Annotated in this window: 25 protein-coding genes and 1 pseudogene; 12 read left to right on the top strand and 14 right to left on the bottom strand. The window is 70.5% G+C overall.

Annotated elements, in window-relative coordinates; genetic code table 11:
• Positions 1–286: 286 nt before the first annotated feature.
• The 7 genes from ACFY9E_RS40105 to ACFY9E_RS40075 all read right to left on the bottom strand — a co-directional run bounded on the left by ACFY9E_RS40105 (position 287) and on the right by ACFY9E_RS40075 (position 5524).
• Positions 287–691 (bottom strand): hypothetical protein, encoded by a 405-nt coding sequence (locus ACFY9E_RS40105; RefSeq protein WP_390993592.1) that lies wholly within the window; start codon positions 689–691, stop codon positions 287–289.
• 90 nt (positions 692–781) lie between these two features.
• A complete protein-coding gene (locus ACFY9E_RS40100; protein ID WP_390993590.1) occupies positions 782–1003 on the bottom strand; it encodes a hypothetical protein in 222 nt (73 codons plus the stop codon).
• Between the two features lie 228 nt (positions 1004–1231).
• On the bottom strand, positions 1232–1420 hold the full coding sequence (locus ACFY9E_RS40095) for a hypothetical protein (protein WP_390993588.1): 189 nt from the start codon (positions 1418–1420) through the stop codon (positions 1232–1234).
• Between the two features lie 368 nt (positions 1421–1788).
• Positions 1789–2457 (bottom strand): NAD(P)H-binding protein, encoded by a 669-nt coding sequence (locus tag ACFY9E_RS40090; RefSeq protein WP_390993586.1) that lies wholly within the window; start codon positions 2455–2457, stop codon positions 1789–1791.
• Positions 2454–3287, bottom strand: coding sequence for an NAD(P)H-binding protein (locus tag ACFY9E_RS40085; RefSeq protein ID WP_390993584.1), 834 nt, complete (start codon positions 3285–3287; stop codon positions 2454–2456). Before ACFY9E_RS40085 ends, ACFY9E_RS40090 begins: the two co-directional genes overlap by 4 nt.
• Positions 3288–3761: 474 nt before the next feature.
• Positions 3762–4958 carry an FAD-dependent oxidoreductase gene (locus tag ACFY9E_RS40080; RefSeq protein WP_390993582.1) on the bottom strand — a complete coding sequence of 399 codons (1197 nt, stop codon included), beginning with the start codon at positions 4956–4958 and terminating at the stop codon, positions 3762–3764.
• Positions 4959–5071: 113 nt separating this feature from the next.
• Positions 5072–5524, bottom strand: coding sequence for a nuclear transport factor 2 family protein (locus tag ACFY9E_RS40075; protein ID WP_390993580.1), 453 nt, complete (start codon positions 5522–5524; stop codon positions 5072–5074).
• Between the two features lie 149 nt (positions 5525–5673).
• On the opposite strand from ACFY9E_RS40075, the gene ACFY9E_RS40070 reads away from it, so the two are divergent.
• The gene (locus ACFY9E_RS40070) at positions 5674–6564 is read left to right on the top strand and encodes a LysR substrate-binding domain-containing protein (protein WP_390993579.1); all 891 of its coding nucleotides are present in this window, start codon (positions 5674–5676) and stop codon (positions 6562–6564) included.
• Positions 6565–6651: 87 nt separating this feature from the next.
• On the opposite strand, the gene ACFY9E_RS40065 is transcribed toward ACFY9E_RS40070, so the two are convergent.
• Positions 6652–7122 carry a winged helix-turn-helix transcriptional regulator gene (locus ACFY9E_RS40065; RefSeq protein WP_390993578.1) on the bottom strand — a complete coding sequence of 157 codons (471 nt, stop codon included), beginning with the start codon at positions 7120–7122 and terminating at the stop codon, positions 6652–6654.
• A gap of 95 nt (positions 7123–7217) precedes the next feature.
• Between ACFY9E_RS40065 and ACFY9E_RS40060 the strand changes: the two genes are divergently transcribed.
• Complete coding sequence (locus ACFY9E_RS40060) at positions 7218–8093, top strand: TIGR03619 family F420-dependent LLM class oxidoreductase (protein WP_390993576.1); 876 nt, start codon at positions 7218–7220, stop codon at positions 8091–8093.
• Positions 8090–8518 carry a deaminase gene (locus ACFY9E_RS40055; RefSeq protein ID WP_390993574.1) on the top strand — a complete coding sequence of 143 codons (429 nt, stop codon included), beginning with the start codon at positions 8090–8092 and terminating at the stop codon, positions 8516–8518. The genes ACFY9E_RS40060 and ACFY9E_RS40055 overlap by 4 nt, the downstream gene beginning before the upstream one ends.
• A gap of 1162 nt (positions 8519–9680) precedes the next feature.
• Here ACFY9E_RS40055 and ACFY9E_RS40050 read toward each other — a convergent pair.
• Positions 9681–10040, bottom strand: coding sequence for a MerR family transcriptional regulator (locus ACFY9E_RS40050; RefSeq protein ID WP_390993572.1), 360 nt, complete (start codon positions 10038–10040; stop codon positions 9681–9683).
• A gap of 59 nt (positions 10041–10099) precedes the next feature.
• On the opposite strand from ACFY9E_RS40050, the gene ACFY9E_RS40045 reads away from it, so the two are divergent.
• A complete protein-coding gene (locus tag ACFY9E_RS40045) occupies positions 10100–10429 on the top strand; it encodes an antibiotic biosynthesis monooxygenase (protein WP_390993570.1) in 330 nt (109 codons plus the stop codon).
• A gap of 198 nt (positions 10430–10627) precedes the next feature.
• On the opposite strand, the gene ACFY9E_RS40040 is transcribed toward ACFY9E_RS40045, so the two are convergent.
• Positions 10628–10888: a transposase family protein gene (locus ACFY9E_RS40040; RefSeq protein ID WP_390993568.1), complete on the bottom strand. Its 261-nt coding sequence runs from the start codon at positions 10886–10888 to the stop codon at positions 10628–10630.
• A gap of 168 nt (positions 10889–11056) precedes the next feature.
• Positions 11057–12349: pseudogene (locus ACFY9E_RS40035) on the bottom strand (IS1380 family transposase); the annotation flags it as partial.
• Between the two features lie 435 nt (positions 12350–12784).
• On the opposite strand from ACFY9E_RS40035, the gene ACFY9E_RS40030 reads away from it, so the two are divergent.
• Both ACFY9E_RS40030 and ACFY9E_RS40025 read left to right on the top strand, forming a co-directional pair.
• Entirely contained in the window at positions 12785–13828 is a 1044-nt protein-coding gene (locus tag ACFY9E_RS40030) for a hypothetical protein (RefSeq protein WP_390993566.1), read from the top strand.
• A gap of 461 nt (positions 13829–14289) precedes the next feature.
• Complete coding sequence (locus tag ACFY9E_RS40025) at positions 14290–14757, top strand: hypothetical protein (RefSeq protein ID WP_390993564.1); 468 nt, start codon at positions 14290–14292, stop codon at positions 14755–14757.
• 489 nt (positions 14758–15246) lie between these two features.
• Here ACFY9E_RS40025 and ACFY9E_RS40020 read toward each other — a convergent pair whose 3' ends face one another.
• Positions 15247–16110, bottom strand: a complete 864-nt coding sequence (locus ACFY9E_RS40020; RefSeq protein WP_390993562.1) for a hypothetical protein — start codon at positions 16108–16110, stop codon at positions 15247–15249.
• Between the two features lie 320 nt (positions 16111–16430).
• A complete protein-coding gene (locus tag ACFY9E_RS40015; RefSeq protein ID WP_390993560.1) occupies positions 16431–17177 on the bottom strand; it encodes a helix-turn-helix domain-containing protein in 747 nt (248 codons plus the stop codon).
• 226 nt (positions 17178–17403) lie between these two features.
• On the opposite strand from ACFY9E_RS40015, the gene ACFY9E_RS40010 reads away from it, so the two are divergent.
• The 3 genes from ACFY9E_RS40010 to ACFY9E_RS40000 are packed head-to-tail and all read left to right on the top strand — an operon-like array spanning position 17404 to position 19836.
• The gene (locus ACFY9E_RS40010; protein WP_390993558.1) at positions 17404–18093 is read left to right on the top strand and encodes a DUF4097 family beta strand repeat-containing protein; all 690 of its coding nucleotides are present in this window, start codon (positions 17404–17406) and stop codon (positions 18091–18093) included.
• Positions 18094–18112: 19 nt separating this feature from the next.
• Positions 18113–19048 carry an ATP-binding cassette domain-containing protein gene (locus tag ACFY9E_RS40005; RefSeq protein WP_390993556.1) on the top strand — a complete coding sequence of 312 codons (936 nt, stop codon included), beginning with the start codon at positions 18113–18115 and terminating at the stop codon, positions 19046–19048.
• Positions 19045–19836 carry an ABC transporter permease gene (locus ACFY9E_RS40000; RefSeq protein WP_390993554.1) on the top strand — a complete coding sequence of 264 codons (792 nt, stop codon included), beginning with the start codon at positions 19045–19047 and terminating at the stop codon, positions 19834–19836. Before ACFY9E_RS40005 ends, ACFY9E_RS40000 begins: the two co-directional genes overlap by 4 nt.
• Before the next feature lie 133 nt (positions 19837–19969).
• On the opposite strand, the gene ACFY9E_RS39995 is transcribed toward ACFY9E_RS40000, so the two are convergent.
• Positions 19970–21364: an MFS transporter gene (locus tag ACFY9E_RS39995; RefSeq protein WP_390993552.1), complete on the bottom strand. Its 1395-nt coding sequence runs from the start codon at positions 21362–21364 to the stop codon at positions 19970–19972.
• 353 nt (positions 21365–21717) lie between these two features.
• Between ACFY9E_RS39995 and ACFY9E_RS39990 the strand changes: the two genes are divergently transcribed.
• The 3 genes from ACFY9E_RS39990 (at position 21718) to ACFY9E_RS39980 (ending at position 25324) form a co-directional block, all read left to right on the top strand.
• The gene (locus tag ACFY9E_RS39990) at positions 21718–22389 is read left to right on the top strand and encodes a DUF4097 family beta strand repeat-containing protein (protein WP_390993550.1); all 672 of its coding nucleotides are present in this window, start codon (positions 21718–21720) and stop codon (positions 22387–22389) included.
• A 39-nt stretch (positions 22390–22428) separates the two neighbouring features.
• Positions 22429–22944 carry a GtrA family protein gene (locus ACFY9E_RS39985; protein WP_390993548.1) on the top strand — a complete coding sequence of 172 codons (516 nt, stop codon included), beginning with the start codon at positions 22429–22431 and terminating at the stop codon, positions 22942–22944.
• A gap of 115 nt (positions 22945–23059) precedes the next feature.
• Positions 23060–25324, top strand: coding sequence for an MMPL family transporter (locus ACFY9E_RS39980; protein ID WP_390993546.1), 2265 nt, complete (start codon positions 23060–23062; stop codon positions 25322–25324).
• The last annotated feature ends 209 nt before the right edge of the window (positions 25325–25533 follow it).

The raw sequence follows: 25533 nt of genomic DNA, 5'->3' as shown, positions 1-25533 counted from the left end.
CCCCGCGGAGCGGGTCCCCCATCGCTGCGCGATGGGCAAGCGAACCCCCGCGCTGCGCGCGGGGGTTGCGCTCCCGCTCCGCGTGAGCGCTGGCGGGATACTGCGCATCCCGCTCACCCCCCTTGCTGCGCAAGGGGGGTGACGTCCCGTCCGCTGCGCTCCCGGGACTTCGGGGACTGCGGCCCCGCAGGTGGCTTCCGCTGCGCGCCACGGCGCCGGCCCCGCTGCGCGGTGCCGTCAACGGGCCTTCGACCCGAGCAGCAAAGAGGACGGGAGTGCTGTCACGTCACCGCGGGTCGCTGCTCTCGGGAGGGAACGCCGTATACAGAGCCTCGGCATGCACCGCGTCCCATTGGCTGATCAGCAGGCGCTCCACCCCACCGTCGTGCCGGCGCAGTTCGATTTCCTGTCCTTTGTCGAACTCCACCCGCACCTGCGGGCTCCTGCAGACCGCCTCGGCCTCACCGCGCATCATCTCGAACCAGATACCGCGTATGGCGTACTGGGGGTCATTGCCTCGGTGACGCAATACCCGTACCCGACGGTCCGTCAACAGAAGTGAAGCGCGTCGCGGGATCAAGCCCCACAGCGTGCGTCCGTATGTCACCACACAGCCGGCTGTCATCCGCTCGCCCTCAGGAACCCACTGAGTCAAGCGTTTCCGGTCCACCGACCACTTGGCCGCTTCCATCGCCCTCCCCTTCGCCTTCCGTACGGCAGCGTCACTGTTCGGAGCTCATCTACCCGGAAGCAGCACAAGGGAGCAGGCTGGCCGAGGTGGTCAGGCAGACGGGCGGCCGGTGATGGCCGGCAAGGTCGTTGTCTTGATCCGGCGGTAGGTCACAAAGCCGTTCACGGTCACCCCTGTCCAGATGACGGTACTGACCAGAGGCCACCACAGGTCCCGGCCCCCTTCGCCCTGGACGAGATTGACGACCCAGCTGACCGCCCAGCTGACCGCGAGAACAAGTGCCGCCCACCTGGCCCACCGCCAGATCCGCATCGCTCCTCGGGCACGGGTTTCCTGTGAGCTCTGATCATCCTGTCGGAGTCGTGTGCCATTCATGACTATCCGCCTACCCCCTGCCCGTCCCTTGCCTCCCGACCCGTGGGAGAGGTCCGAAAACGGGCGGCCTCACCGGCTTCAGAGATACTCAGAGGTGGTCCCGGGGAGGGACTGGCTTGCAGCATCAACGGATCGGGTTGGTCGGGTTCGTCCTTGGGTCGCCGTTCACTCTTGCTGCTGGGTGCGTCCTTCGAAGTCGCGTCGTACTGCCGCGCCTTGGTCCTCGACCAGCCCTGCAGCGTCGGGGAGGTCCAGGACGGCGCCGCAGTGGTTGCACAGGGTACCGTTTTCGGCCGGCGTGCCGCACGCCTTGCAGAACCGGTTGCCCTCGTCGGTTTCAGTCTTGTGTGTCATGGCTCTCCAGGGACAGGGTGAACATTGGCGGATGCTGAGTACCCATGGCATCGGTATTGACTCTCCAGATCATCTGCTTCATTTTGAGGTTGCGATAGGGTCTGGACTTTCGTGACTCCTGGGTTGTGGGATCGTGTGACGCTGTGACGCTGCAAGGTGATCGTCTTGCGCTGTCACATTGGTTGATCGGGCGGGATGATCTTCTGGGCGCACTTCGTCATGATCACGCTCTTTCGTGATGGGTGACCCGGGTGGCGAAGGGGCGGGCGGGACGGCCGCGGCGTCTTCTTGACTTTGTTGGTGGCCGTCGCGGGTCGTCGCTTGTTTCCTCTGTCGCAGCCCGGGTCGTGTGCGTGGCTGGTTATGGGTCAGTTCGCGATTCCTACGACCTGCTCGATGGTGTCCGGCTGGTTCACCATGGCGAGCATGTGGTGGGCGACGTCGGCGCGTGGCACGGAGAACCCGCCCCGGATGTTGCGGTTCCACGCGGTCCGGTACGTGCCGGTCAGGGGCTTGTCGGTGAGTTTGGGCGGACGCGACACCGTCCATTGCAGTCCGCTGTCGCGCAGGATCTGCTCGGTGACGGCGAGGTCGGCGTAGTGCCGACCGAACATGGCCCGGGTCAACGGGACTCCTAGGTGGCGCATGAAGAAGCCGTCGCCGGGATCGTGCCTGGGTGGCGTCGGCCGGCCCGGCAGCGGCACCGGTCCGACGGGTGCAGCGCTGACGATGATGATCCGCCGGACGTGCTCGGCCTGCATCGCCGCGACGATCGCGCGGGTGCCACGGGAGGTGATGCCCGCGTCCGCGCGCGGGTTTCGCGGGCCGAGCGCGGACAGTACGGCGTCGGCGTCGCGTACCGCCGCGGCGAGCGTCCGCATGTCGGGTCGGGTGAGGTCGACGGCGACTGTCCGGACACCGCTCGGCAGCTCATGTGGGCGGCGGGCCACGGCGGTGACGTCATGCCCGCCGGCCACCGCCTGCTCGAGCAGGTGCCGTCCGATACCGCCGGTGGCGGCCACGATTGTGAGTTTCATCGGGGTCCCCCTGCGGTGAAGGCGGCACGGTGGTCTTGCGCCCAGGTGGCGTACGTACGTGCCGGGCGGCCCAGCAGCCGCCGCACGGTGTCGGTGGTGGGCCCGGCTTCGCGTGCGTAGTCGGCCAGCGAGCCGAGCAGCCGGTCGGGTATTTCGTCGGGCAGGCCGGCGGCGAGCATGCCGCGGCGGATCTCGTCCGGTGCGGCCTCGACGAACGACAGTGTCCGGTCGAGCGCCGTGCCGAGCGCCGCGACCTTCTCCGGCTGGCTCAGCGACTGCTCTCCGGTGAGCAGGTACGTCTGACCGCGGTGCTGCGGGTGGGTCAGGGCGAGGGCGGCCACCGCGGCGATGTCGCGCTCGTCGACGGTCGAGGTCCTCGCGTGCGGGTATGCCCCCCGCACGGTCCCGGTCGCCCGGATCTGCCCGGCCCAGGCCAGCGTGTTGGCGGCGAAATCGGCGCAGCGCATGATCGTCCAGTCCAGGCCGCTCCCCCGGGCGATGTCCTCGACAGCGTGGAACTGCTTCCGGAAGCGTGCGTGCCCGGCCGGGTACTGCACGGTCACGGCGGACAGTACGACCACTCTTGCCGCGCCCGTCTCGCGGGCGCGGGCCAACAGGTCGACAGCGGTGGGACCGGCGGCACGCGGGCTGAGCAGGATGGCCTCCACGCCGTCGAGGGTGGGAACCTTCGCGGGGTGGACGAGCTGTGTCCCCGCGGGGAATTCGGCGTGCGGGTCGCGGGTGACAGCGGCGACTTTCGCTCCCCCCTCGACCAGGAGGCGGACGGTTTCCCGGCCGACGACGCCAGTGGCCCCGGTAATCAGGATCATGACTGAACCCCCAGTGGGTGTGTCGATAATCGATCTTGCGCGCTGGATGAGCGCGGTTCATATCGCGGGAAGACGTCACGGACGAGCCGTGCGCCAGGATCATCGGCATGCGGCACTGAAGCCTCCGGTTCTGCCCTGTCAGGCTGGTCGGGAGATCACTGGGTTTTACGGGTCTGCTTCACTTCCTGGAGCTCGCGGCGAGACGAGAGGGCCCTCACGCCTGTGGCACGGCACGACGCGGTGTGACCCACGTCTCTCCGCTGACCGACTCGATGTCATGGCGAGAAGGCCACGATCGCCGGCGACCTGATCTACCTCGCCCTTGCCGCCTTCATCGCGTGGGGCCGTTTCGGCCCTGAGTCCTTCACCGGCTGACCACCGGCGCATATCAGTCGAGCGCCGAAGTGCCGGGTGCACTCCAGGTCGTAGAACACAACCGAGTGCCGGGACCCGCGTGGGCTGCCGGTGCGCGGTTCAGGCGGACTGCTCGGCGGTCGCCGCCGTCTCGCGACGCTGAGCCCGCAGCAGTCGGCGGCCCTGCTCGCCCTTGGCCCAGGTGTGGGAGCCGGGCTTGCGTGCCTCGTTCACCAGCTGCTTGACGGTGAGCTTGCACACGAGTTCCTTCACCTTCGCGCCTGTTCGGCCGCCGAGGTGGAGCCGCTTGGCGGTGTCGTCCTTGTGGGCGAACTGGAACATGCCCGCACGGCGCCCCAGGCTGATGCACTGGCCGGCGAACCCCAGGTCGATCGGTGCGGGCCGCTTGCTCGTGATGCGGCTGAGCACCGTGTCGGCGGCGTGTGCGCCCAGCGGGCCGGCGGCCTGGCAGCTCATCCGGAACGGCATGTCCGACGGTGCCGCCGAGTCACCGGCGGCGACGATCCGCTCGTCGTCGATGCTCGTCAGGGTCTCGTCGGTGAGCAGGCGGCCCAGAGTGTCGGTGCTGAGCCCGCTGCGGGCGGCCAGGTCCGGCACGCCGAACCCGGCGGTCCAGATGGTGACCTCGCTCGACAGCTCACGGCCGTCGCCGAGCCGCACGCTGTCGCCGGTCACCTCCGTGACCTTCGTGCCGGGGCCCTGCGACACCGTCACCCCGAGGCCGGCCAGCCGCTTGGCGAGCGAGCGGCGACCGTTCGGGTGCAGGTAGGGGCCGAGCAGCCCGCCGCAGACCAGGGTCACGGTGCGGCCCGCCTCCGCCAGTTCTGCGGCGGTCTCGATGCCGGTCGGACCGGCTCCGACCACCGTCACAGGGGCCGTGGCGGGAGCGGCGTCGAGGACCGACCGCAGGCGCCGGGCCTCTTCGAACGTGGCGATCGGGTGGGCGAACTCGGCGGCTCCGGGTACGCCCGGATCGGCGCTGCCGCTGCCCACCGCGTAGATCAGGTAGTCGTAGCCGGCCGTGTCGCCGCTCGCCAGCTCCACCCGGCGCCTCGTCGCGTCGATCCGGGTCACGGTGTCGACCACCAGTCGGACGCGCTCGCCCAGGACCTTCCGGTAGTCTTGGACGGCCTTGTGCGTTCCGCCCGCCAGCTGGTGCAGTCGGATCCGCTCGACGAAGTCCGGGCGGGCGTTGATCAGCGTCACGGTCACGTCGTCGCGCTGTGTCAGCCGGTTGGCCGCCATGACTCCGGCGTATCCGCCGCCGATCACGACGACTTCGGTGTTCTCAGCCATGGTTTCTTTCCTCCGCTGTATAGGAATTCGCGTTTCAGGAATTCGTGCACGCAAGATGTCGACTTGGCGCGCAAGATGTCGACTTCGCACACCGTGACGGCGTGCGGGACGGATCAGCTGAGGCCGAGGCGCTGCGGCGCCGAGCCGCGGAGCGGGGTGGAGTCCAGGTACCGGACCTCGTAGATGCGTTCGCTGAACTTCCAGCCGTCGACGGTTCGCTCGTAACGGTCTTGGTACAGGGCGTAGTTCAGGTGCGAGCTGCCGTCGCGCATCCGTCCGAACTCCTGGATGTACGCCCGGCCGGCCGCAGTGTCGCCGTCCAGCCGGATGACGCCCGGGTGGACGTTCTGCACGAAGAACTCCCAGAGCGACTGGCCCCACTCGATCCCCGCGCGGATCTCCTCGCGGCCGACGAACTCCTTGTCGATGTGCGGCCAGCGCATGGCGCCGTCGGGCGTGAACAGCGAGACGACGCGTTCGAAGTCACGCATCATCACCGCGTCCGTGAGCTCGGCTCGCAGCGCCTCTATCTCGACGCGATCGGCGATGGCCCGCATGTCGTCCATCGGTTTCCCTCCCCGTCCATGTGTGCGTCAGGCGGGTGCCGCCTGTCCGGTGGTGATGGATCCAGCATCGGTGCGGGCGAACAGCGGAACAAGGTAAGGTTCCTTGGGCTATTCATAATGTGGCGGTTATGCATGGGTGGGGGTTATGCATGGAGCTGCGTGACATCGAGATCTTCCTGACCTTGGCCGAGGAGCTGCACTTCGGACGCACCGCGGAGCGGCTTCATGTGTCCCAGGCCCGCGTCAGTCAGGCCATCGCCAAGCAGGAACGGCGCCTCGGCGTCGTCCTGTTCGACCGCACCAGCCGGCGCGTCGCCCTGACCCCGGTCGGCCGGCGTCTGCGCGAGGACCTCCAGCAAGCCGTCGACCTTCTCCGGGAAGGGCTCGCCCGCGCCGAAGCGGCCGGCTCGGGGACGAGGCAGACTCTGCGCCTGGGTGTGTTCGGCCATGCCGGCCACGAACTGCGCCCCCTCATCGAGGCCTTCCGCTCCCGCCACCCCGGCAGCGATGTCCGGTTCGGGGAGATCAACGGCAGCGACCCTTTCACCGCGCTGCGCACCGGAGAGCACGACGCGCACGTGCTCTGGCTTCCGGTGGCCGAACCGGACCTCACGGTCGGCCCGACCGTGCTGACCGGAGGCCGCGTGCTCGCCGTGTCGGCAGACCATCCGCTGGCCGAGCGCGGCACCGCGTCACTGGAAGACCTCGGCGACAACCATGTCGTCGACTTCGGCCCCGCCGCCCCCGAGTACTGGATCGCGGCCATGGTCCCCACGCGTACGCCGCTCGGCCGCCGTATCCCGCGCGGGCCCGCCGCGCGTACTTTCCACGAGGTTCTCTCCCTGGTCGCCTCCGGACAGTGCGTCCACCCGCTGGGCGAGATCGCCGCCCGCTACAACAGTCCCCCCGGCATCGTCTTCCTCCCCGTTCACGACGCCCCCACCATCCACTACGCCCTCACGTGGCGATCCACCGACGACAGCCACACCCTCCACGCCCTGGCCCAGACCGCCGCCGACCTCGGCCCCATCTCCATGTGACAGCGGATGACGGGCAGTTGATGGTCGACGCTGCTGGACGCCAGGCCGGGCCCCGGCGATGGAGTGGCGTCCGCGCAACGTCAGCGCCTACCTGACGGTGTTCCCCCGAGGCACCCCCGGGCCGCGCAACGGGAGCGTCCGGCTGAGGACGAGGTTGGTGGTGGTGCTCCCGAACTCGGCCAGCTCGTCGACGAGCTCCTCCAGGTGGGCCATCGACGTGGCCGCCACCTTCATGACGTAGCAGTCGTCTCCGGTGGTGCGCAGGCACTCCAGGATCTCCGGGCGCTCCTCCAGCAGCCGGCGCAGCGGCTGGTGCCGGGTTCCCGGCCCCGGGTACTTGAGCCGGACCACCGCCATCACCGGGTAACCGGTCCGCTCCGGGTTCACCTCCGCACGGTACCCCGTGATGACCCCGGCCTCCTCGAGTCGGCGCACTCGCTCCTTGGTCGCCGACGCGCTCAGGTTCACCCGCCGTGCCAGCTCGGTGAACGGGATCCGGCCGTCCCGTTGGACTTCTGCCAGGATCGCCCAGTCCGTCACGTCGAGACTCTCGGTCATACGCCCATTTTACCGGCGGATCCACGGCTGAACCGCCTCTGAACAGGCGGGAATCCCTTCTGACGGCCCCTACGTCCTGCCTAGGGTTGGGCCCTGTGAAGATCGGAGTGAACGTCCCCAATTTCGGCCCGGGCACCGACCCCGGAGTGCTGCGCAGCTGGGCCCAGGCCGTGGAGGGCCTGGGCTTCGACCTACTGATGGTCTCGGACCACATAGCCATCACGCCGGATGTCGCCGAGCGCTACCCGGCCCCCTTCTACGAGCCCTTCACCACCTTGTCCTGGCTGGCCGGCCTCACCACCCGCATCCAGCTCGGCACGACAGTCCTCATCGCTCCCTACCGGCACCCGCTGCTCGCCGCCCGAATGGCGGCCAATCTGAATGAGCTGAGCGGCGGCCGGCTGATCCTCGGCGTGGGAGTGGGCTGGGCGCGGCAGGAGTTCACCGCCCTCGACATCCCGTTCTCACAGCGCGGACAGCTGACCGACAGCCACCTGCGGGACATCCGGGCCGCCTGGAAGGACACCGCCTCATACGGAGACCGCCGGATCCCGGTGTGGGTCGGCGGCAACAGCGACGCGGGGCTGCGCCGGGCCGTACGACTCGGAGACGCATGGCATCCGCTGCGCCCCACCGTGCCGTGGCTGCGCGAAGCCGCAGGCAGGCTGCAGACGTACGCGGACGAGCAACACTTGCCCGTGCCCGCCCTGGCTCCCCGCATCGCCCTGCGACTCACCAAGGAACCGGTCGGCGGAGCGGGACGGCTCGCCGGTGAGGGCACCATCGACCAGATCATGGACGATCTCGACCAACTGCGGCTGCTGGGCGCCAAGTCCGTCGTCCTCGACACCTACCAGGGCGACCCCCGCGCGACGTGTCACCCGCAGGCGGCCTGGCAGGCCCTCGCCACCGTGGCCGCACACTTCTACGAGCCCGGCACCCCATCCCGCACCACGAGGGAGCAGTCATGACCACACCCGACGAGCACACCCTCCTCCGACAGGCCATCTCGCTCGCGGCCAAGGCACGCACGAGCGGCAACCCGCCCTTTGGATCTCTGTTGGCAGGACCGGACGGGACGATCCTGGCCGAGGAGTACAACACCACCCTCACCGACAACGACGTCACCGCACACCCGGAACTCAAATTGGCGAGGTGGGCCGCAAGAGAACTCGACGCGCAGACGGCGGCAGGCACCACCATGTACACCAGCTGCCAGCCGTGCGGGATGTGCAATGCCGTCATCCAATGGGCAGGACTGCGACGAGTGGTGTTCGCCCTGTCCAACGAACAGCTCCTGGACATCAGGCCGGGCAGCAGTCGACCACCCGTGCCGCAGGACGGCCCCGCGCTGCTCGACGAGGTACGGGCCGCGGTCGAGCCCTACTACCGCTGACCGCCGGGCCCGGGAGCCGAGCCCGCCACCAACGGAACACACCTGGGTACGCTCGTCCCTCCAAAGGAGCCACACCCATCAGCGATGACGCGTCGGCAGGCACGGTCTTCCACTCGGATCGAATTAACAGATCGTCACGAACCGGGCGTCACGCGTGGTTATGAGCGTGACTCCGGGAGCCGTTTCGATGTGACTGCGGGAGTCCGGTACTGGCACCCACGCCACCTTCCAGCCCGCGGGCACTTCGTGGAGCGCCATCCGCACGGCGGCGGTCTTGCCCCGGCCCGGGTCGCCGAACACACACCGCGCCCTGAACCGCCATCGCCTGCCCGACTGCCTCGGCCACCGCCCGCGCCGACAACGACGCCAACGAGGGCACCTCGCCCCCGCCCTCCTTCAGATGCCGGTGCAGCACCGCCACGTTCCCGTCCGCCTGCGCCAGCACCTCCCACGCCTGGTCGGACAGCTCCAGCCGGGCCCGCGGCCTTCGCTCCACACGGCCCTCCGTCCGCGCCGCCTCCAGCCAACGCCACACCGTGCGCACATTCACCCCGCCGACCTGGGCGCCCGCCCGCACGTGGGCCGTCGTCAACGCCCCGGCTGCATCGAGCTCCAGCAGCCGCGCCACCAGCACCGGCCTGGTCTCAACCCCGCCGTAACCCCATCCCACGCGCCCCGCTCCCCCACCGCTTAACCTTGCGCCGCGGACAGCACCACTCACCACGGTGCAGCCGCGCAGCCACCGAAGGATCAGAAGTGGCGTTCCGTGACAGCGGAACAGGCAAGGGTGTACCGCTGCCATGACAGCCGTCCCCGCTACAGATACCTCCCCATGACAGTGACGCTGTCCTTCATGAACGCCCAAACAGGAGAAACCCCCGGTCTGACACGCCGTCACTGACACCAACCCACTGACACCAAACCGGCACATGGACTCCGACCTGCGGGATTGTCAGTTGGTTTGGGAATGCGATGTGGTGTCGTTCATAGGAGTTGGCCTTCACGGAAGCCGGCCCTCGGTTTGCAGGGGAAAGGGGGGGGGACGGCCTTTGTGCAGACTGAAGCCCTTGGCCGGGACAGCGGCCCAGAGGTTGTATGAGCCTCCGCGTTGTCGCGGCGAGAGGATCGACGTCACCGCGGATGCGCGGTAGTGGTGGCGGTCTTACCTGAGTGCCGGCTCGCGGGCTTGGGTGGCGGAGATGAGCCCGGCCAGAGAGGTGCGGGTTTCCGACAGTGCGCAGATCCGCTCGTCCAGACTCTGGAGGTGTTCTTGAAGGGTCTCCAGCTTGCATCCGGCGACCGTGCCGTCCTGGCGAACGCACGGCAGCAGGTCGCGGATGACCCGCGTCGGCAGGCCGGCGTCCAGCAGCGCGCGAATACGGCGGACCACGGCGGGGGCGCTGTCGTTGTAGCGGCGGTGGCCGCTGTCGAGGCGGTAGGACTCCAGTAGGCCTTGCTCCTCGTAGTAGCGCAGCAGTCGGACCGAGGTGTCCGTCACGGCGGCGAGCTCACCGATCTTCATGTGGTGCTCCTCACAACCCCTTGAACCTCACATTGATGTGAGATCTTAGCCTGAGGGGCATGACGAACACAGATCGCCCCATCGCCCTCTACGGTTTCCTGCGGCCCAGGCCGGAGCGCGCGGACGAGGTCCGGCGCACCCTCTCCTCTTTCGTGGAACCGACCCGGAAAGAGCCCGGCAACCTGCAGTACCACCTTCACGAGCACGAGGACGGCCGCTTCTTCCTGTACGAGGTCTGGCGCTCGCAGGAAGACCTGGACCGGCACAACGCGACGCCCCCGCTGCGCGCCTTCCTGGAAAACCTGTCGACTTTCCTGGAAGAAGCACCTGAGGGCCACTTCGACACCATGCTCAGCCCGTACCCCGACACCGAACCGGCTCCCGCCTGAGGGGATGCCAGCGGCCCCCGCCCGGCCGAGCGCTCCTCCCTCGCCCCCGACGCCGGGCCGGGGCGTTCGTCCGACTTTCCCGCCCCTGCGGGTGAACCCCGCCCTGACGAGGGCGTGCCCATGCTCTACCCCCCGCCGACTGAGTCGCCATCAAGACCCGCTGGACGCTTGCTATCGACCCCGACGAGCAGGCCGCGCTCACCGGCTCGCCGAGGCGTGCCCGAATGAGCCCGTCACCATCACCCCCGCTGGGTCGAGGCGTATGCCGAGGCGTTCCAGGATGTGCGGCGGGGCCTCGGCGATCCACTCGCTGACTGCCAGCACAGAGGTCGCCCACGCCAGAACCGCGCACGCGGTCAGCGCGAGCACGGCAACCCGAGCGTGCCGTACGCCGCGTGGGTCCCGCGGGTCGGGCACCTCAGCCAGTCGCTCCAGCAGGCGCAGGACCTCGTCGGACACGACCTCGGGATGCTCGCGGAGCTGGTCAAGGGCAGGCGGGATCAGTAATGGGTGCGGCTCCTTTGGAGGTAGGAATAACGAGGGCCCGACTGTCGCATCGGGTGGGCGCCGGGTTCCACGGTTCCGGAAATCGGTCTGCTGCTCGTTGGGATGGGGAGATGCCGCTGGTCAGCCAGGGTCCGGCAGGGCGTGCAGGCGAGCGATCGCGCTGGTGATCACGTCGATCCAGGGCCAGTGGTGGCCCAGTCGGAGGTAGCGACAGCGGCCGGTGGTGACGAGCTGGGCGGCGGCGGAGAACAGCGTCAACCGCATGCGCTTCGGCTCCCACCGGCGGGCGTCACCGGCCAGGGCGAGCATGGGCATCCAGGCGAGCAGGTCGAGCGCGAGCTGGACGATCTCCAGCCAGACCTGATTCGGGGCGGTGTCGTGGAGGGGCAGGTTGCGCAGGCCGGTGTCGCGGGCGCCACGGATGCGGTCCTCGGCGCGAGCGCGCTGGCGGTGCCGCAACTCCAGCTGGACGATCGGCGTGTGCTCGGTGTTGGTGGCGAAGCAGGTCAGCCGCATGCCGTCGGCGTCGGCGTCGGTGAAGCGCACTTGTGCTCCGGCGTGCGGCCGTTCCTTGCGGACGATCAGCCGCATCCCCTTCGGCCAACCCTTGAGGACATCGCCGCCAAGCTCGGCGGCCCAGGCGCCGTCGCGGATCTCGCCGCCGGGTTCGACGGCCGGGATCCACGCGGAGGCCGGGATCTTCAGCACGGCCCGGTAGATGGCCTCGGTGATGGTCATCCCGACCGAGTAGGACAGCCATCGGCCGCGTGCGGTGAGCCAGTCAAGGAAGTCGTGGGTGCCGCCGGCAGAGTCGGCGCGGATCAGGCCGCGGCGGCCGCGCCGGTACTTCGTCGGCAGCTGGGCCAGCGCCGTGCGGGCCGCTTCGATGTGGTCGGCGGCCGTGTTGCTGCCCGCGTTCCCCGGCCTCAGCAGCCCGGCGACCGGTCCCCCGGACCCCTCGCGGCCGTGGTCGACGAACGCGAACAACGGATGATGTCCGAACGGCCTTTTCCAGGTCTTGGCGGCGTCCTGCTTCTCGGAGTGCGCCAGCACCAGCACGCCGTCGATGTCCACGATGACCTCGCCGCCAGCGTCCGGGGCCGCCTCGCCGGCCAGCCGCCAGACCCGCTCGCGGACTTCGGCCCGTGCCCAACGGGCCGCCGCGAGCGCACGGGGCCCGGCCGAGGCCAGGGTGTCCACCAGGCGGGAGACTGTCGGGTCGGAGGCCACCGGCCCGAGCACGGCGGGCTCGGCCCGCAGCATCGCGACATCGGCCAGGCAGTCCCCGCCCAGGGCCACGGTGAGCGCGAGGTCCAGCAGGATCTTGCCGGGATCATGGACCGCACGCGCCTTACACCACGGCGCCAGCGCCGCCGATTTCGCCACATCCAGCCCCGCCTTGCGGGCGGTCTCTCACGCTCTGAGCGTCCACGTGCGGACGGCCCGGTCGACGACCGCCTCGCGACTGGGGGGACAGGCTCGATCCCCCGCCCCTGGGGAGGGCCTCACCCAAGAGCAGCTCGACGCGCTGCGGAAGCTGGGCGTCGAGTGGGTGTCCGCGTACGGGGCGCCCGGTTGTTCCGAGGTCTTCGACAGGACGGTGACACGGTGCCGTGCGGCCATCAGCGGCCTGCCAAGGACGCTGTCTGAGCTGCATCCGAGCGTCAGGTCCGGTGCCGAGAGCCTATGCGCCGACCGATCAGCCGGTGCACGGCGTGCGCAGCGGACGACGGCGGCTTGAGAAGGCGACGTAGGCGCGGCCCACCGGCCCCAACCCAAAAAATCCGGTGGGTCCGTCGCAGCGGGCGAGGCAGAATTCCCGGGGAATCGGGGCGAGGGGGAGCTTGTTTGGACGTGTTCGCGTGTGCCGAGTGCGGCCTGGAGCTGACGGCGCCGGTGTCCCGAGTGGCCCTCCCGGTCCACACCCATCACGGGGGATGGGAGGAACTTCATCCTCCGCTGATGGAGCCCGCGACGTACGCCGTCGACCCCCGGCCCACTGGACCGCCGTGGCGGTTGTGGGGCGAGGTCGGAGAAGACGCGGCTGCCCGGCAGGGCGTGTACGCGCCGGTGTACTCCGTCTCCTTCGGCGCGCGGGACAGGGTCGTCATCGCCCCCGGCGACGCCCGGTCCATGACCCTGATACCCGAGAAGTGCGAGGGCTACTGCCGGGGTGTGGACGGTCGGGCCGGCCCCAACCTGGCGTGCGCGGGGTGCGGGCGGGCTGTGGCGACCCGCATGGACGACTGTGGACTGTGGCAGACGGTGTGGCTGGAGCCCGACGCGGTCGTACGCCGCCCCTCGGGGCTCCCTGCCGGTCCGCCCCCCGACTGGGACGAGCTGGAGCGCGCCGAGCACCGCGTCCCACCCGTCGAACCCGACGGGTCGTGGAGCCGCCGGTGGGAGGCGGCGGTCGGGGTCGCGCTGGCCCACCTCGTGGCAGCGACTGAGGGCCGCCCGGTAGCACTGCCCGCCGGCCCCGTCGCAGAGCTGCTCGGCCATGCCGTCGGGCGGTATCTCCCCGCTGGGCCCGATGCCCGCTCCGTAGGGCTTGCCGGCCCAGGAATCCGCTCGTCCCGGCCCCGTCCTGATGTCCTCCTCGTCCCCCGCCACCCCCTCACGGGCGCGCCCTGGCGCGCGCCCGGCGACGAGACGGCTGTGGTGCCACTGGACAGCGGAGTCTGGGCGTACCTCGCCCACCCGGGCGAGACCTCGCCGGTGCCCGCCAGCGGGGTACTCCCGGAGGGCGTGCTGCGCGACGACTATCCCCTGCCGCCGCGCCCCTGGTACCCACTGCGGCCCCACCACCACGCCTTCGAGTACACCCTGGTCGGCCTGCCCGCCATACGCTCCCCCCGGCTGCGCCGGTACCACGACGCGTCCCGATCATGAAGGTCTGACTGGGCGTCTACCGTGCCGCGATCGCAGTGGTCCGCTCAGCGTGGTCGGTTCGGATCTCAGGTCTCTTTGATCCACCATTACCTTCCTGGTGGTTCCGCAAGTCATCCGCTCACCCCGGCCGGCTTTCCGACCGGAGACGAACGGACACGGCTGCCCAGAGTGCCACCTGCCCATCCAGGGAGGGGTGCCGGCCGCGCCGCGCCGTCCACGCCGGTCGCCGGTGCCCCCCGGCGACCCATCACGATCCATCTGCCGTTCTGACCCGCCTCGGACGCGGTGCACGATCCGCGACAGGGAGCTGACCACCGGAGCCGTGATCGGCGTGGTCCGCCTGGTCGACAGCCACCAACCGCTGCCCACCGTCCCGGGAAGGCGATGCCAATGCGCTCCCGGAAGGGGCCGACTTAGGATCACGGGGATGACCAGTCGTTTGTCATGCCAAAGGAGCTCTCATGGGTGAGCTTGTCCGGCAGCAACACCTTGATGCTGATGTGGGGTATCACGGCTTCGGGCTTCAGGAGTCCGACGACGGGGATCTGCCCGTCCCCTTCCCTGACGACTTCACGAAGGGCGTGTTCCTGAACGCCTTCCCCGGGCGTCTCGACATCTTCAGTGGCGGCCACACGCATACCGCTGCGGTCAGCGTGGAGGTGTGGGACGGGGAGCCGCCCGTGCAGGATTCTTCGCGGTGGGACGAGCAGGCTGAGGCCGACTTCGAGTCGACCAGTGGTGAAGTGGCCGTGTGGTCCATGAGCTTGGGGCGGGCCGATGACGTGATCACGCTCGCCGATTCGGGGGGCTCCTGGCGGGTGCGGGTGAGCTGTGCTGGGCGCAGGGAAGCTGAGGCCTTGTCGGAACAGGAGGGCACCGGCGGAGGCGTGGAGAAGCACCTCGTGCAGTTCTGGCCCGTGACGGCCTGAGCACGGACGAGGGCGGGAGCGCCGGCAGAAACTGTCGCCGGGTGAGTTGCGCAGCGGACGACCCGCACCCACTCACCCCGGCCGACCTGATCTCGTTCGGCTACCCGCAGCTGCGACCGCAGTTCACAAACACCAAGCAAGACCAGGCAGCGACTGAAGCGACTCAAGCCCCTATGGAGCGACTCTCGAGCGAGACCGGAGATGCGGACGCATGCAGGTCAGGTGCAGGTGCAGGGCTCCCCCGGCTCGCCGCCGACCCACCAGCCCCTCACCGACGGCAGCCGCTCCCTGGACATGACCGTGTCCCTGGGCATAGCCCGCGCCGCCGGCCTGTCCGGCGAGGAAACCGGCCGCCTCCTGCGCGCCGTCGACGCCGCCATGACAGGGTCAAGAGGGGCAACGCAGAGGTCCCCTGATGGCCACCTGTTGCTGACGCCTCCGCCTACAGCGTCAATGGTCGCCGCGCAGGTCATCGGGTCGGGTGGTGGGTCACCAGAGGGGGCGGGTGGGGGGTGGGGTGGCGCCGCAGGTGGTGGCCAGGTGGTGGGTGCGGCGGAGCAGTGCCTGGGCCGTCGAGGTGTCGCCGAGGGTGTGCAGGGTGTTGCCGAGGTCGGCCAGGGCGCGGGCCAGTTCGGGGCGGTCGCCGGCGGCGCGCAGTTCGTTGGCCGCGCGGGCCAGGGTGGCGGGGCGGCGCACGGGGTCCTCGGTGGCGGCGCGCAGGCGCAGTGCGGTGCCGCGGTGGCGGGGGCTCAGGCCGGTGGGGGCGGTGAGCTGCTCGGTGAGCAGACAGGCGGCGTCGTCCGGGCGCCCGAGGTGCAGCAGGGCCTCGGCGGCGTCGATGCGCCAGGGCAGCCGGGCGAAGAGGCCGGTGGGGGCCAGTTCGCCCGCGCGCAGGAAGTCGGCGAGCGCGGCTCGGGGGCGGTTGACGGCCAGGTGGTGGCGGCCGCGGGCCCTGAGGTAGCGGGGCAGGTCGGCGCCGCGGGTGGAGGGTTTCGGGGCGGCCCGGTGCAGGTGCCGGTCGGCCTCGTCGTGGCGGCCCATCTCGGTGAGGACTTCCGCGAGGACCGCCGTGGGCCAGCGGCCCGGGAAGGTGCCGGGGGCGGCGGCGCGTGCGGCGGTCTCGGCCTCCTGTTCGGCCTCGGCGAGTTCGCCGAGGCAGAGCAGTGCCTCCGCGCGCAGTGCGCCGAACGCGGCCTGTCTGCCGCGGGCTCCGGCGCGGGCGGCGCGGGTGCGTGAGCGTGCGCAGCGGTCGGCCGCCCCGCGCGGGTCGCCGGCCAGGAGGAGTGCGTGGGCGTCCCGCAGTCCGGGCGCGATCGCGACCGGCCGCGGTGGGGTGCGCGTGTGACGGTCCATCCCTTCAGTGAATCGGTCGCCCCCGTGCTCGGCCACACCTCTCCAGGGGAGTTCGAGCGGCACTGTGGTCATGCTGAACGGCGGCCAGGCGGCGGGCGGCGGGGCGGCGGCGGACCGAAATTGGCGCGCACCGTTGTCCGCTGGTGGCGACGGTTAGGGTGCGGTGGTCGTACGGGGCTGAGGGGGGCGGCTGTTCCCGCCTGTGGTTCGAGTGAGGATCCAGGGGTGAGGCTGTGCCGCGGGGCCTGGCTCAGGGTGCTGCAGGGACGGTCGGGCGGGACTGGCCCGGGTGGGGTCGCCGGGGCCGGTCGCGGCGGCGGTCAGGGCCGGGCGGCGGTGCCGTCCGGGGTCGTTTCGGGTTTGGAGTGCAGGACCGCGCGGGCCTGTTCCGCGGCGCGAATAGTGCTCTCCTGGACGAAGTCGAGGAATCGGGCGGCGTTCTCCAGGCGGGTGGCGGCCGGGGTGCCGGGGCCGAGAACGCCGACGCCCTGCCGGGAGACCTCGACGACCTGGGTGAGGGACCGGGCGCTGGCGATCATCGACTGGTACCAGACGTCGTCGTCGACGGCATAGCGCTCGCGGCGGCGTTCGTCGCGCTCCCGGCGGACCATGCCCTGGCTCTCCAGGTAGGTGATGGCCTTGGAGACGGACGCCGGGCTGACCATGAGGCGCTGGACGAGTTCTGCGGCGGTGAGGCTGCCCTCGTCGGTGGTGTAGAGGCCGACCAGGACCCTGGACATCATCTTGGGCATGCCCGAGGCCATGAAGACGGTGGTGAGGGTCTCCTCGTATTCGCGCACGGCCTCGGCGTCGCGTCCGTGGGGCTGCTCGGACGTCTGCTGTCCGTCCCGGGGTGTGGTCTGCCGGCGGCGGTGGGCGCGGCGTTCGGTGGCACGGTGTGCCAGGTCGGCACGGTAGGCGGTGGGGCCGCCGTTGCGCATCACCTCGCGCGTGATGGTGGAGGTCGGGCGGTCGAGGCGCCTGGCGATCTCCGCGTAGGGGAGGCCGTCGGCCAGCCCCAGCGCGATCTGCTGGCGTTCCTGCTGGGTGAGTCTGCCTCCCGGCATCGCGGTCTCCTTCGTGGTCCGTGGTGAGGGCCAGTATAGCGTTCACCTTCACCCCATTGCAACGAGCCAAGGTGCGGGATGTTGCGTTAATTTTGAACCCAGTGCAACGATTTCACGGCTTTGGCCTGCAGTTTTCGCTATGAATCGCAACGACATCGTTGCGAGATACGTGAATGCACCGTAGCGTTTCTGTCATCGGAAACAACGAGCCGCCGAGGAGCCCGCGATGCAGAAGACCCAGAGCACGACGCGCACGTTCGACGCCCACGCCCCCATCGTGGCCGTCGTGGACGTCTCGGCGGGACACATCCGGTTCATCGCCGCCGACCGGGCCGACACCACCGTCGAGGTGCTGCCCGCCGACCCCGCCAAGAGCCGGGACGTGAAGGCGGCCGAGCAGACCACGGTCGACTGTCGCGACGGTGTCCTGCGGATCGAGACCCCGGTGAAGAACCAGTACTTCGGCCCCTCCGGCGCCGTCGAGGTCACCGTCCAGCTCCCCGCCGGCTCCCGCGTCGAGGCGAAGGCCTCCAGCGCCGAACTGCGCGGCGTGGGGCGGCTCGGCGACGTGACCTTCGAGGGCGCGCAGGGCACGGTCAAGCTCGACGAGACCGCGAGCGCCCGCCTGGCCGTCCAGGCCGGTGACATCACCGTGGGCCGCCTGAACGGCTCCGCCGAGATCAGCACCCGCAAGGGCGACCTGAACGTCGCCGAGGCCGTGCGCGGCACGGTCACCCTGCGCGCCGAGCACGGCGACATCACCGTCGGCACCGCTCGCGGGACCTCCGCCACTCTCGACGCCGGCACCGCCTACGGCCGGATCCGCAACTCCCTCACCAACGCCGACGGCCCCGCGGCCGTCCTGACCATCCACGCGACCACCTCCTACGGCGACATCACCGCCCGCAGCCTGTGACGAAGGAGCCCTCACTCCCATGACGAACCCGGCCATCGCGGCGCACGGACTGCGCAAGTCCTACGGCGACAAGACCGTCCTCGACGGCATCGACCTGACCGTCCCCGAAGGAACGATCTTCTCCCTGCTCGGCCCGAACGGCGCCGGCAAGACCACCGCCGTGAAGATCCTCTCCACCCTCATCCGCGCCGACGCCGGTGAGATCCGCGTCGCCGGCCACAACCCGGCCACCCACCCCCAGGCCGTACGTGCCGCGATCGGGGTCACCGGCCAGTTCTCCGCCGTCGACGGTCTGATCACCGGCGAGGAGAACATGCTGCTCATGGCGGACCTGCACCACCTCTCCCGTAGTGAGGGCCGCCGGGTCACCGCCGAACTGCTGGAGCGGTTCGACCTGGTCGAGGCGGCGAAGAAGCCGGCCTCCACCTACTCCGGCGGCATGAAGCGCCGCCTGGACATCGCCATGACCCTGGTCGGCGACCCGCGGATCATCTTCCTCGACGAGCCCACCACCGGCCTGGACCCCCGCTCCCGCCACAACATGTGGCAGATCATCCGGGAACTGGTCAACGGCGGCGTCACCGTCTTCCTCACCACCCAGTACCTGGAGGAGGCCGACGAACTCGCCGACCGCATCGCCGTCCTCCACGACGGCCGCATCGCCGCCGAGGGCACCGCCGGCGAGCTGAAGCGGATCGTCCCCGGCGGACACATCCGCCTGCGCTTCACCGACCCCGCCGCCTACCGCGCCGCCGGCACCGCCCTGCTCGAAGCCACCCACGACGACGAGGCCCTCGCCCTGCACCTGCCCAGCCACGGCAGCCAGCGCGACCTGCGCTCCGTGCTGGACCGGCTCGACACCGCCGGCATCGAGGCCGACGAACTCACCGTGCACACCCCCGACCTCGACGACGTCTTCTTCGCCCTGACCCAGCCCAAGGAGGCCCTGCGATGAGCAGCCCGACCCTCGCCCTGCGCGACTCCGCCACCATGCTGCGCCGCAACCTCCTGCACGCCCGGCGCTACCCCTCCCTCACGCTGAACCTGCTGCTCACGCCGGTCATGTTGCTCCTGCTGTTCGTCTACATCTTCGGCGACACCATGAGCGCGGGCATCGGGGGCGGCGGCGCGGACCGCTCCGATTACATCGCCTACCTCGTCCCCGGCATCCTGCTGATGACCATCGGCTCGACCACCATCGGCACGGCCGTGTCCGTCACCACGGACATGACCGAGGGCATCATCGCCCGGTTCCGCACCATGGCCATCCACCGCGGGTCCGTGCTCGTCGGGCATGTCGTCGGCAGCGTGCTGAAGTGCGTGATGAGCGTGCTCCTCGTCACGGCCGTCGGCCTCGCCATCGGGTTCCGCTCCGCCGACGCCACGGCCCTGGAGTGGATCGCGGCACTCGGGCTGCTCGCGCTGTTCTCCCTGGCGCTCACCTGGATCGCGGTCGGCATGGGCCTGTCCAGCCCCAACGCCGAGGCGGCCAGCAACAACGCCATGCCGCTGATCTTCCTCCCGCTCATCTCCAGCACCTTCGTCCCGGTCGACGCGATGCCGGGCTGGTTCCGGCCGATCGCCGAGTACCAGCCGTTCACCCCCGCCATCGAGACCCTGCGCGGCCTCCTCCTCGGGACCGAGATCGGCCACAACGGGTGGCTCGCCGTCGCCTGGTGCCTGGGACTCGCCGTCCTCGGCTACTTCTGGTCCAAGTCCCTGTTCGACCGCGACCCCGCCTAGGCGGCATGGAGCGCGGACGGACACCACCGCCGAAGCAGCCCCGCCCCCACCCCGCGAAGGCCCGTCACCGCCATCACCGCGATGGCCGGACGGGCCTTCGAGCGTGCCGGGGCCGGGGGTCCGGGAGCCGCTCTCAGCGGCGCCGCAGGAGCAGTGCCGCCAGCAGCGCGCAGCCCGCGAAGGCCGCCCCCGTGGCGAAGCCGCCCGACATCCCGCCCGTGTGCGAGGAGACCATGACGAGCGTGGCCAGGCCGATCGAGCCGCCCACGGACTGGAGGGAGTTGAGGACACTGGAGGCCGTGCCCGCCTCGTCGCCGCGCAGCCCCGACGTGGCCAGGATGGTCGGCGGCAGCACGCAGAACGCCATTCCCGCGCCGAGCAGCACCAGCGCCGGCAGCACCGTGCCCGGGTAGCCGTCACCGGCCGCGAGCGTGGACAGCCACAGGTTCCCCGTCACCAGCAGCGCGGCGCCCGTGGCCCACAACCAGCGGGTGCCGACGCGCCGTTCGAGCCGCAGCGCGGCCACCGCCGCCACGGCCATGGTCACCGGCAGCGGCAGCAGTGCCCAGGCGGTGGCCAGCGCGGACCAGCCGTGCTGCTGCTGGAAGTACTGGCTGAGGAAGAAGTACGTGCCGATGAGCGCGCCGGGCACGGCGAGCGTCCCGAGGTACGCCAGCAGCCGGTCACGGTCGGCGAACAGCCGCGGCGCCACGATCGGCTGCTGCGCCCGCCGCTCGACGGCCGCGAACACCGTCAGTGTCGCGGCCCCGCCGAGCACACAGCCGACGACCACCGGATCGCTCCACTCCCGCTCGGAGGCCTGTGCCAGCCCGTAGACGAGCAGGGCGGCGCCCAGTGCGGACAGCAGAGCGCCGGGCAGGTCGAAACGGCCGCGGTGGCGGGGGGTCTCGTCGAGCACGAACGGCGCGAGCAGCACGATCGCCAGGCCCAGGGGGACGTCGAGGAAGAGCACCCAGCGCCAGGAGCTGAGCGAGGTGAGCGTTCCCGCCAGGAGCAGCCCGCCGGCGGTGCTGACCGCGCCCACCATGGTGCACACGGCGATGGCCCGCTTGCGGGCGGCTCCTTCCGTGAAGGTGCTGAGCAGCAGGGCGAGTCCGCTGGGTGCCGCGAGCGCCGCGCCGACGCCCTGCACCGCCCGCAGGGCGATCAGGAACTCCGCGGACTGGGCGAGGCCGCGCAGTGCCGCGGCGGCCGTGAACAGGGCGACGCCCGCCATGAACACCTTGCGGCGGCCCAGGATGTCACCGGCCCGGCCGCCGAGCAGCAGCAGTCCGCCGAAGGTGAGCAGATAGGCGTTGATGATCCACGCGGCACCCATGGCGGACAGTCCGAGCGTCTCGCGCAGGCCGGGCAGCGCGATGTTCACGATCGGGTCGTCGAGCTGGATCATCGCGTTGCATCCGGCGATCACGCCGAGCGCGGCGGCACCACGCGCCCGGCCACGGCCGAGCCGTGCGGGCGGCGCCTCGGGCACCACCACGGACGGCTCCGACACCTGCACGGTCATGAACGCCTCCTGACGACGGAACGGGGAGCGGCAGTCGCCGGTCACCGTCCCAAGAACGGCCGGAGAGCCGGTCCAGCCCCGCTCGACGCCGGGCCGAAGAACGCCGGAAAGCGCGCGTCGGACCACCGGTGCCGCGTGCAACGGCAGACGTCGAAGCGGACCGGCAGCACAGCGTTCACTGTCATTCATTGCAACAGTCAGGCCCCTCACCGTTGCGTTAGGTTCAGAACCATTGCAACGATTTATCTAGCTTGAACTGCATTGATGCTCGAAGTTCGCAACAATGCGCTTGCCGCATCTATGAATGCAACGTAGCGTTTGTGTCGTCGGAAACAACGAGCTAGGAGCCCGTGATGCAGACGTTCAAGACCCCCGCCCCCGTGACCGTCGTCCTGGACATCCCCGCCGGACGGATCCGCTTCACCGCCGCCGACCGGGGCGACACCACCGTCGAGGTCCGGGCCGCCGACCCCTCCAGGAACCGGGACGTGAAGACGGCCGAGCAGACCGAGGTGACCTGCGCCGACGGCGTCCTGCGCATCGAGACCCGGTCGGAGACGAATGCGCTCCTGGGCGCCTCCGGCTCCCTGGACGTGACCGTCGAGCTGCCCGCCGGATCCCGCGTCGGAGCCAAGGCCGCCAGCGCCGAACTCAGCACCGCCGGACGGCTCGGCGACGTCACCTTCGAGGGCGCGCAGGGCACGGTCCGGCTCGACGAGACCGCCGACGCCCGCCTGACCCTCCAGGCCGGTGACATCACCGTCGGCCGCCTGAACGGCTCAGCCGAGATCAGCACCCAGAAGGGCGACCTGAACGTCACCGAGGCCGTCCACGGCACCGTCGTACTGCGCACGGAACACGGCCACATCACCGTCGGCACCGCCCGCGGAATCTCCGCCACCCTCGACGCCGGCACCGCCTACGGCCGCGTCGACAACTCCCTCACCAACTCCGACGGTGCCGCGGCCGGCCTGAGCATCCGCGCGACCACCTCCTACGGCGACATCACCGCCCGCAGCCTGTAACACCCCGCCCGCACCCGGCCCTCGAGGAAGGACGCCGCCATGAAGTCGCCGCTCGCACACCAGCCCGATGTGGCGACCGAAGCCGGCCCCGGCCCCGTCGCGTCCTTCCTCCGGTTCGCGGTCCTCGGCGGCGGCGCCGGGGTCCTCTCCAGCCTCGCGGTGCCGCTGCTGGCCGTGAACATGCCCTGGGCGCTGGCGAACGCGGTCGTCACCGTCGTCTCCACCCTGCTGTGCACCGAACTCCACGCCCGCTTCACCTTCGCCAGGGGACACGGCGCCGGATGGCGTGAGCACTGGCAGTCGGCGGGCTCGGCGACGGCCGCCTACCTGGCCACCGGCCTCGCCGTGTGGACGCTGCACCTGCTGCAGCCCTCCCCCGGCCCGCTGACCGAGCAACTCGTCTACCTCGGCGCCTCCGGCCTCGCCGGCGCGGGCCGCTTCCTCGTCCTGCGCTGCTACGTCTTCGCCGCCCGCCGCAGCTGGCCGGAAGTGATCTCTCCACTCGACGTTCGCTTGAGGACCCGTCTCGCTTTGCCGCCTCATCCAGCCCTTTGACCACTCATGGGGTCAACGTGTGTACATGCCAGAGTCGATCACCCCTGGGCTGCGGCCGGGGCGGCCGGCCCTCTGCGTCCCTCTTGCCTCCCATCCGATGGAAGTGCGGTTTCCCGTGGCTACCTTCCTGTACAAACTCGGCCGCTTCGCCTTCCGGCGGCGTGGCCTCGTCACCCTGCTGTGGGTGCTGATCGTCGTCGGCGTCGGTGCCGCGGCCTCGACTGCCCCCGCACCACCGACCGAGCAGTTCTCGATGCCGGGCACCGAGTCGCAGAAGGCGTTCGACCTCCTCCAGGAGAAGTTCCCCGACGCCGGGGCCGACGGCGCCACCGCCCGCGTCGTGATCCGGGCGCCCGGGGACAAGGAGATCACCGACGTGAAGCCGGCGGTCGACCGGCTCCTCGGCGAGCTCGGCAAGGCGCCCCAGGTGGCGGGCGTCGCCGACCCGTTCGCCGCCGGCTCGATCAGCGCGGACGGCCGCACCGCCTACGCCGTGGTGACCTACGACGTCACCGCGCCCGACCTCACCGACGAGGCGCACGACGCGCTCACCAAGGCCACCGACCGGGCCCGTGACGGCGGGCTGACCGTCGAGGCCGGCGGTGACGCCGTCGCGATCGAACAGACCATGTCCGGCACCGGCGAGCAGATCGGTGTGCTGATCTCGGCCCTCGTGCTGTTCCTCACCTTCGGCTCGGTCCTCGCCGCCGGCATGCCGCTGCTCACCGCCCTGATCGGCGTGGGCGTCGGCGTCTTTGCCATCACCGCGCTCGGCTCCACCCTGGGGCTGTCGGCCACGACGTCGACACTGGCGATGATGATCGGCCTCGCGGTCGGCATCGACTACGCCCTGTTCATCGTCTCCCGCTACCGTTCCGAGGTCGCCGAGGGCAGAACCCCGCAGGAGGCCGCGGGCATCGCCACCGGCACCGCCGGATCGGCCGTCGTCTTCGCCGGGCTCACCGTCATCATCGCGCTGGCCGGCCTCGCGGTCGTCGACATCCCGATCCTCACCAAGATGGCTCTCGCCGCGGCGGGTACGGTCGCCGTCGCCGTACTGATCGCGGTCACCTTCGCGCCCGCCCTGCTCGGCTTCGCGCCGCGCCGGGTGCTGCGGGTCGCGGACCGCCGTCTCGTGCAGACCAAGAAGCCTCTGTCGGCGCGCAAACTGCGCAAGTCCGAGAAGAAGGCCGCGAAGCTGGCCGCGCGGACCAAGCCGAACCTGTCCACCCGCTGGGCGTCCTTCGTGGTGCGCCGCCCGCTCGGCGTGCTCTTCCTCGCGGTGGTCGGTCTCGGCGCGATCGCCCTGCCCGCCACCAAGCTGGAACTCGGTCTGCCCGGCGAGGGCACGATGGCCACCGACACCACCCAGCGCAAGGCCTACGACCTGCTGTCCGACTCCTTCGGGCCCGGCTTCAACGGCCCGCTGACGGTGACCGTCCAGGGCAAGGACGCGGCCGCCGCCGGTGACAAGGTCGGCGAGAGCCTGAAGAAGACCGCCGGCATCGCCTCGGTCTCCAAGGCCACCGCCAACAAGGCCGGCGACACCGCCATCTTCAGCATCGTGCCGAAGACCGGGCCGACCGACACCGAGACCGAGAAGCTGGTCAAGGACATCCGTGGCAAGGCCGGTGCGCTGGCGGCGTCCTCGGGGGCCACCGAGATCCTGGTGACCGGCCAGACAGCGCTGTTCATCGACTTCTCCCAGACCCTGTCCGACGCGCTGCTGCCCTACCTGGCCCTGGTGGTCGGCCTGGCCTTCCTGCTGCTGCTCCTGGTGTTCCGCTCCGTCCTGGTCCCGCTGAAGGCGGCGCTCGGCTTCCTGCTCTCGGTCAGCGCCGCGCTCGGCGCGCTGGTCGCGGTGTTCCAGCTCGGCTGGGCCGCCGGCTTCTTCGGCATCGAGCAGACCGGACCGATCATGACGACACTGCCCATCTTCATGATCGGCGTGGTCTTCGGCCTCGCCATGGACTACGAGGTCTTCCTGGTCACCCGGATGCGGGAGGCGTACGTCCACGGCGCCTCGGCGAACGACGCCGTCGTCACCGGCTTCCGCCACAGCGGCCGGGTGGTCGTGGCCGCCGCGATCATCATGATCAGCGTCTTCTCCGGCTTCATCGTCGAAACCGACGACCTGGTCGCGATGATGGGCTTCGGCCTCGCCTCCGCCGTTCTCTTCGACGCCTTCGTGGTCCGGATGGCGATCGTGCCCGCCGTGCACTCGCTGCTAGGCGACACCGCCTGGTGGCTGCCGAAGTGGCTCGACCGGCTGCTGCCGAACGTGGACGTCGAGGGCGAGAAGCTCCAGCGGCGGCTGCGCTCCGGCTCTCCGGAGGGCCCGCGGACCAGCCAGGAGTCCGAGCCGGACCTCGTGCACTGAGGCACGGCGCGGTGCGGCGACCGCGGCCCGGCGCCACCCGCACCGGGTGGCGCCGGGCCGCGGTCCCTCTGACGGGCTTTCGGCGGCCCCGCCGGGCAGGGGCCGCTCCGGTGTCGTCAGCCGACGACGGTCCAGGTGTCGCCGCCGGCCAGCAGCGCGGCCAGGTCGCCCTTGCCGTGCTGCTCGATCGCGGTGTCGAGCTGGTCGGC

The sequence above is a fragment of the Streptomyces sp. NPDC012466 genome, assembly GCF_042955215.1.
Taxonomy (GTDB): domain Bacteria; phylum Actinomycetota; class Actinomycetes; order Streptomycetales; family Streptomycetaceae; genus Streptomyces.
This window is presented reverse-complemented; position numbering and strand designations above follow the sequence as displayed.

Coding starts and splice junctions, on each gene's coding strand:
- ACFY9E_RS40105 (WP_390993592.1), bottom strand. CDS start 691: ATGGAAGCGGCCAAGTGGTCGGTGGACCGGAAACGCTTGACTCAGTGG.
- ACFY9E_RS40100 (WP_390993590.1), bottom strand. CDS start 1,003: ATGCGGATCTGGCGGTGGGCCAGGTGGGCGGCACTTGTTCTCGCGGTC.
- ACFY9E_RS40095 (WP_390993588.1), bottom strand. CDS start 1,420: ATGACACACAAGACTGAAACCGACGAGGGCAACCGGTTCTGCAAGGCG.
- ACFY9E_RS40090 (WP_390993586.1), bottom strand. CDS start 2,457: ATGAAACTCACAATCGTGGCCGCCACCGGCGGTATCGGACGGCACCTG.
- ACFY9E_RS40085 (WP_390993584.1), bottom strand. CDS start 3,287: ATGATCCTGATTACCGGGGCCACTGGCGTCGTCGGCCGGGAAACCGTC.
- ACFY9E_RS40080 (WP_390993582.1), bottom strand. CDS start 4,958: ATGGCTGAGAACACCGAAGTCGTCGTGATCGGCGGCGGATACGCCGGA.
- ACFY9E_RS40075 (WP_390993580.1), bottom strand. CDS start 5,524: ATGGACGACATGCGGGCCATCGCCGATCGCGTCGAGATAGAGGCGCTG.
- ACFY9E_RS40070 (WP_390993579.1), top strand. CDS start 5,674: ATGGAGCTGCGTGACATCGAGATCTTCCTGACCTTGGCCGAGGAGCTG.
- ACFY9E_RS40065 (WP_390993578.1), bottom strand. CDS start 7,122: ATGACCGAGAGTCTCGACGTGACGGACTGGGCGATCCTGGCAGAAGTC.
- ACFY9E_RS40055 (WP_390993574.1), top strand. CDS start 8,090: ATGACCACACCCGACGAGCACACCCTCCTCCGACAGGCCATCTCGCTC.
- ACFY9E_RS40050 (WP_390993572.1), bottom strand. CDS start 10,040: ATGAAGATCGGTGAGCTCGCCGCCGTGACGGACACCTCGGTCCGACTG.
- ACFY9E_RS40045 (WP_390993570.1), top strand. CDS start 10,100: ATGACGAACACAGATCGCCCCATCGCCCTCTACGGTTTCCTGCGGCCC.
- ACFY9E_RS40025 (WP_390993564.1), top strand. CDS start 14,290: ATGGGTGAGCTTGTCCGGCAGCAACACCTTGATGCTGATGTGGGGTAT.
- ACFY9E_RS40020 (WP_390993562.1), bottom strand. CDS start 16,110: ATGGACCGTCACACGCGCACCCCACCGCGGCCGGTCGCGATCGCGCCC.
- ACFY9E_RS40015 (WP_390993560.1), bottom strand. CDS start 17,177: ATGCCGGGAGGCAGACTCACCCAGCAGGAACGCCAGCAGATCGCGCTG.
- ACFY9E_RS40010 (WP_390993558.1), top strand. CDS start 17,404: ATGCAGAAGACCCAGAGCACGACGCGCACGTTCGACGCCCACGCCCCC.
- ACFY9E_RS40005 (WP_390993556.1), top strand. CDS start 18,113: ATGACGAACCCGGCCATCGCGGCGCACGGACTGCGCAAGTCCTACGGC.
- ACFY9E_RS40000 (WP_390993554.1), top strand. CDS start 19,045: ATGAGCAGCCCGACCCTCGCCCTGCGCGACTCCGCCACCATGCTGCGC.
- ACFY9E_RS39995 (WP_390993552.1), bottom strand. CDS start 21,364: ATGACCGTGCAGGTGTCGGAGCCGTCCGTGGTGGTGCCCGAGGCGCCG.
- ACFY9E_RS39990 (WP_390993550.1), top strand. CDS start 21,718: ATGCAGACGTTCAAGACCCCCGCCCCCGTGACCGTCGTCCTGGACATC.
- ACFY9E_RS39985 (WP_390993548.1), top strand. CDS start 22,429: ATGAAGTCGCCGCTCGCACACCAGCCCGATGTGGCGACCGAAGCCGGC.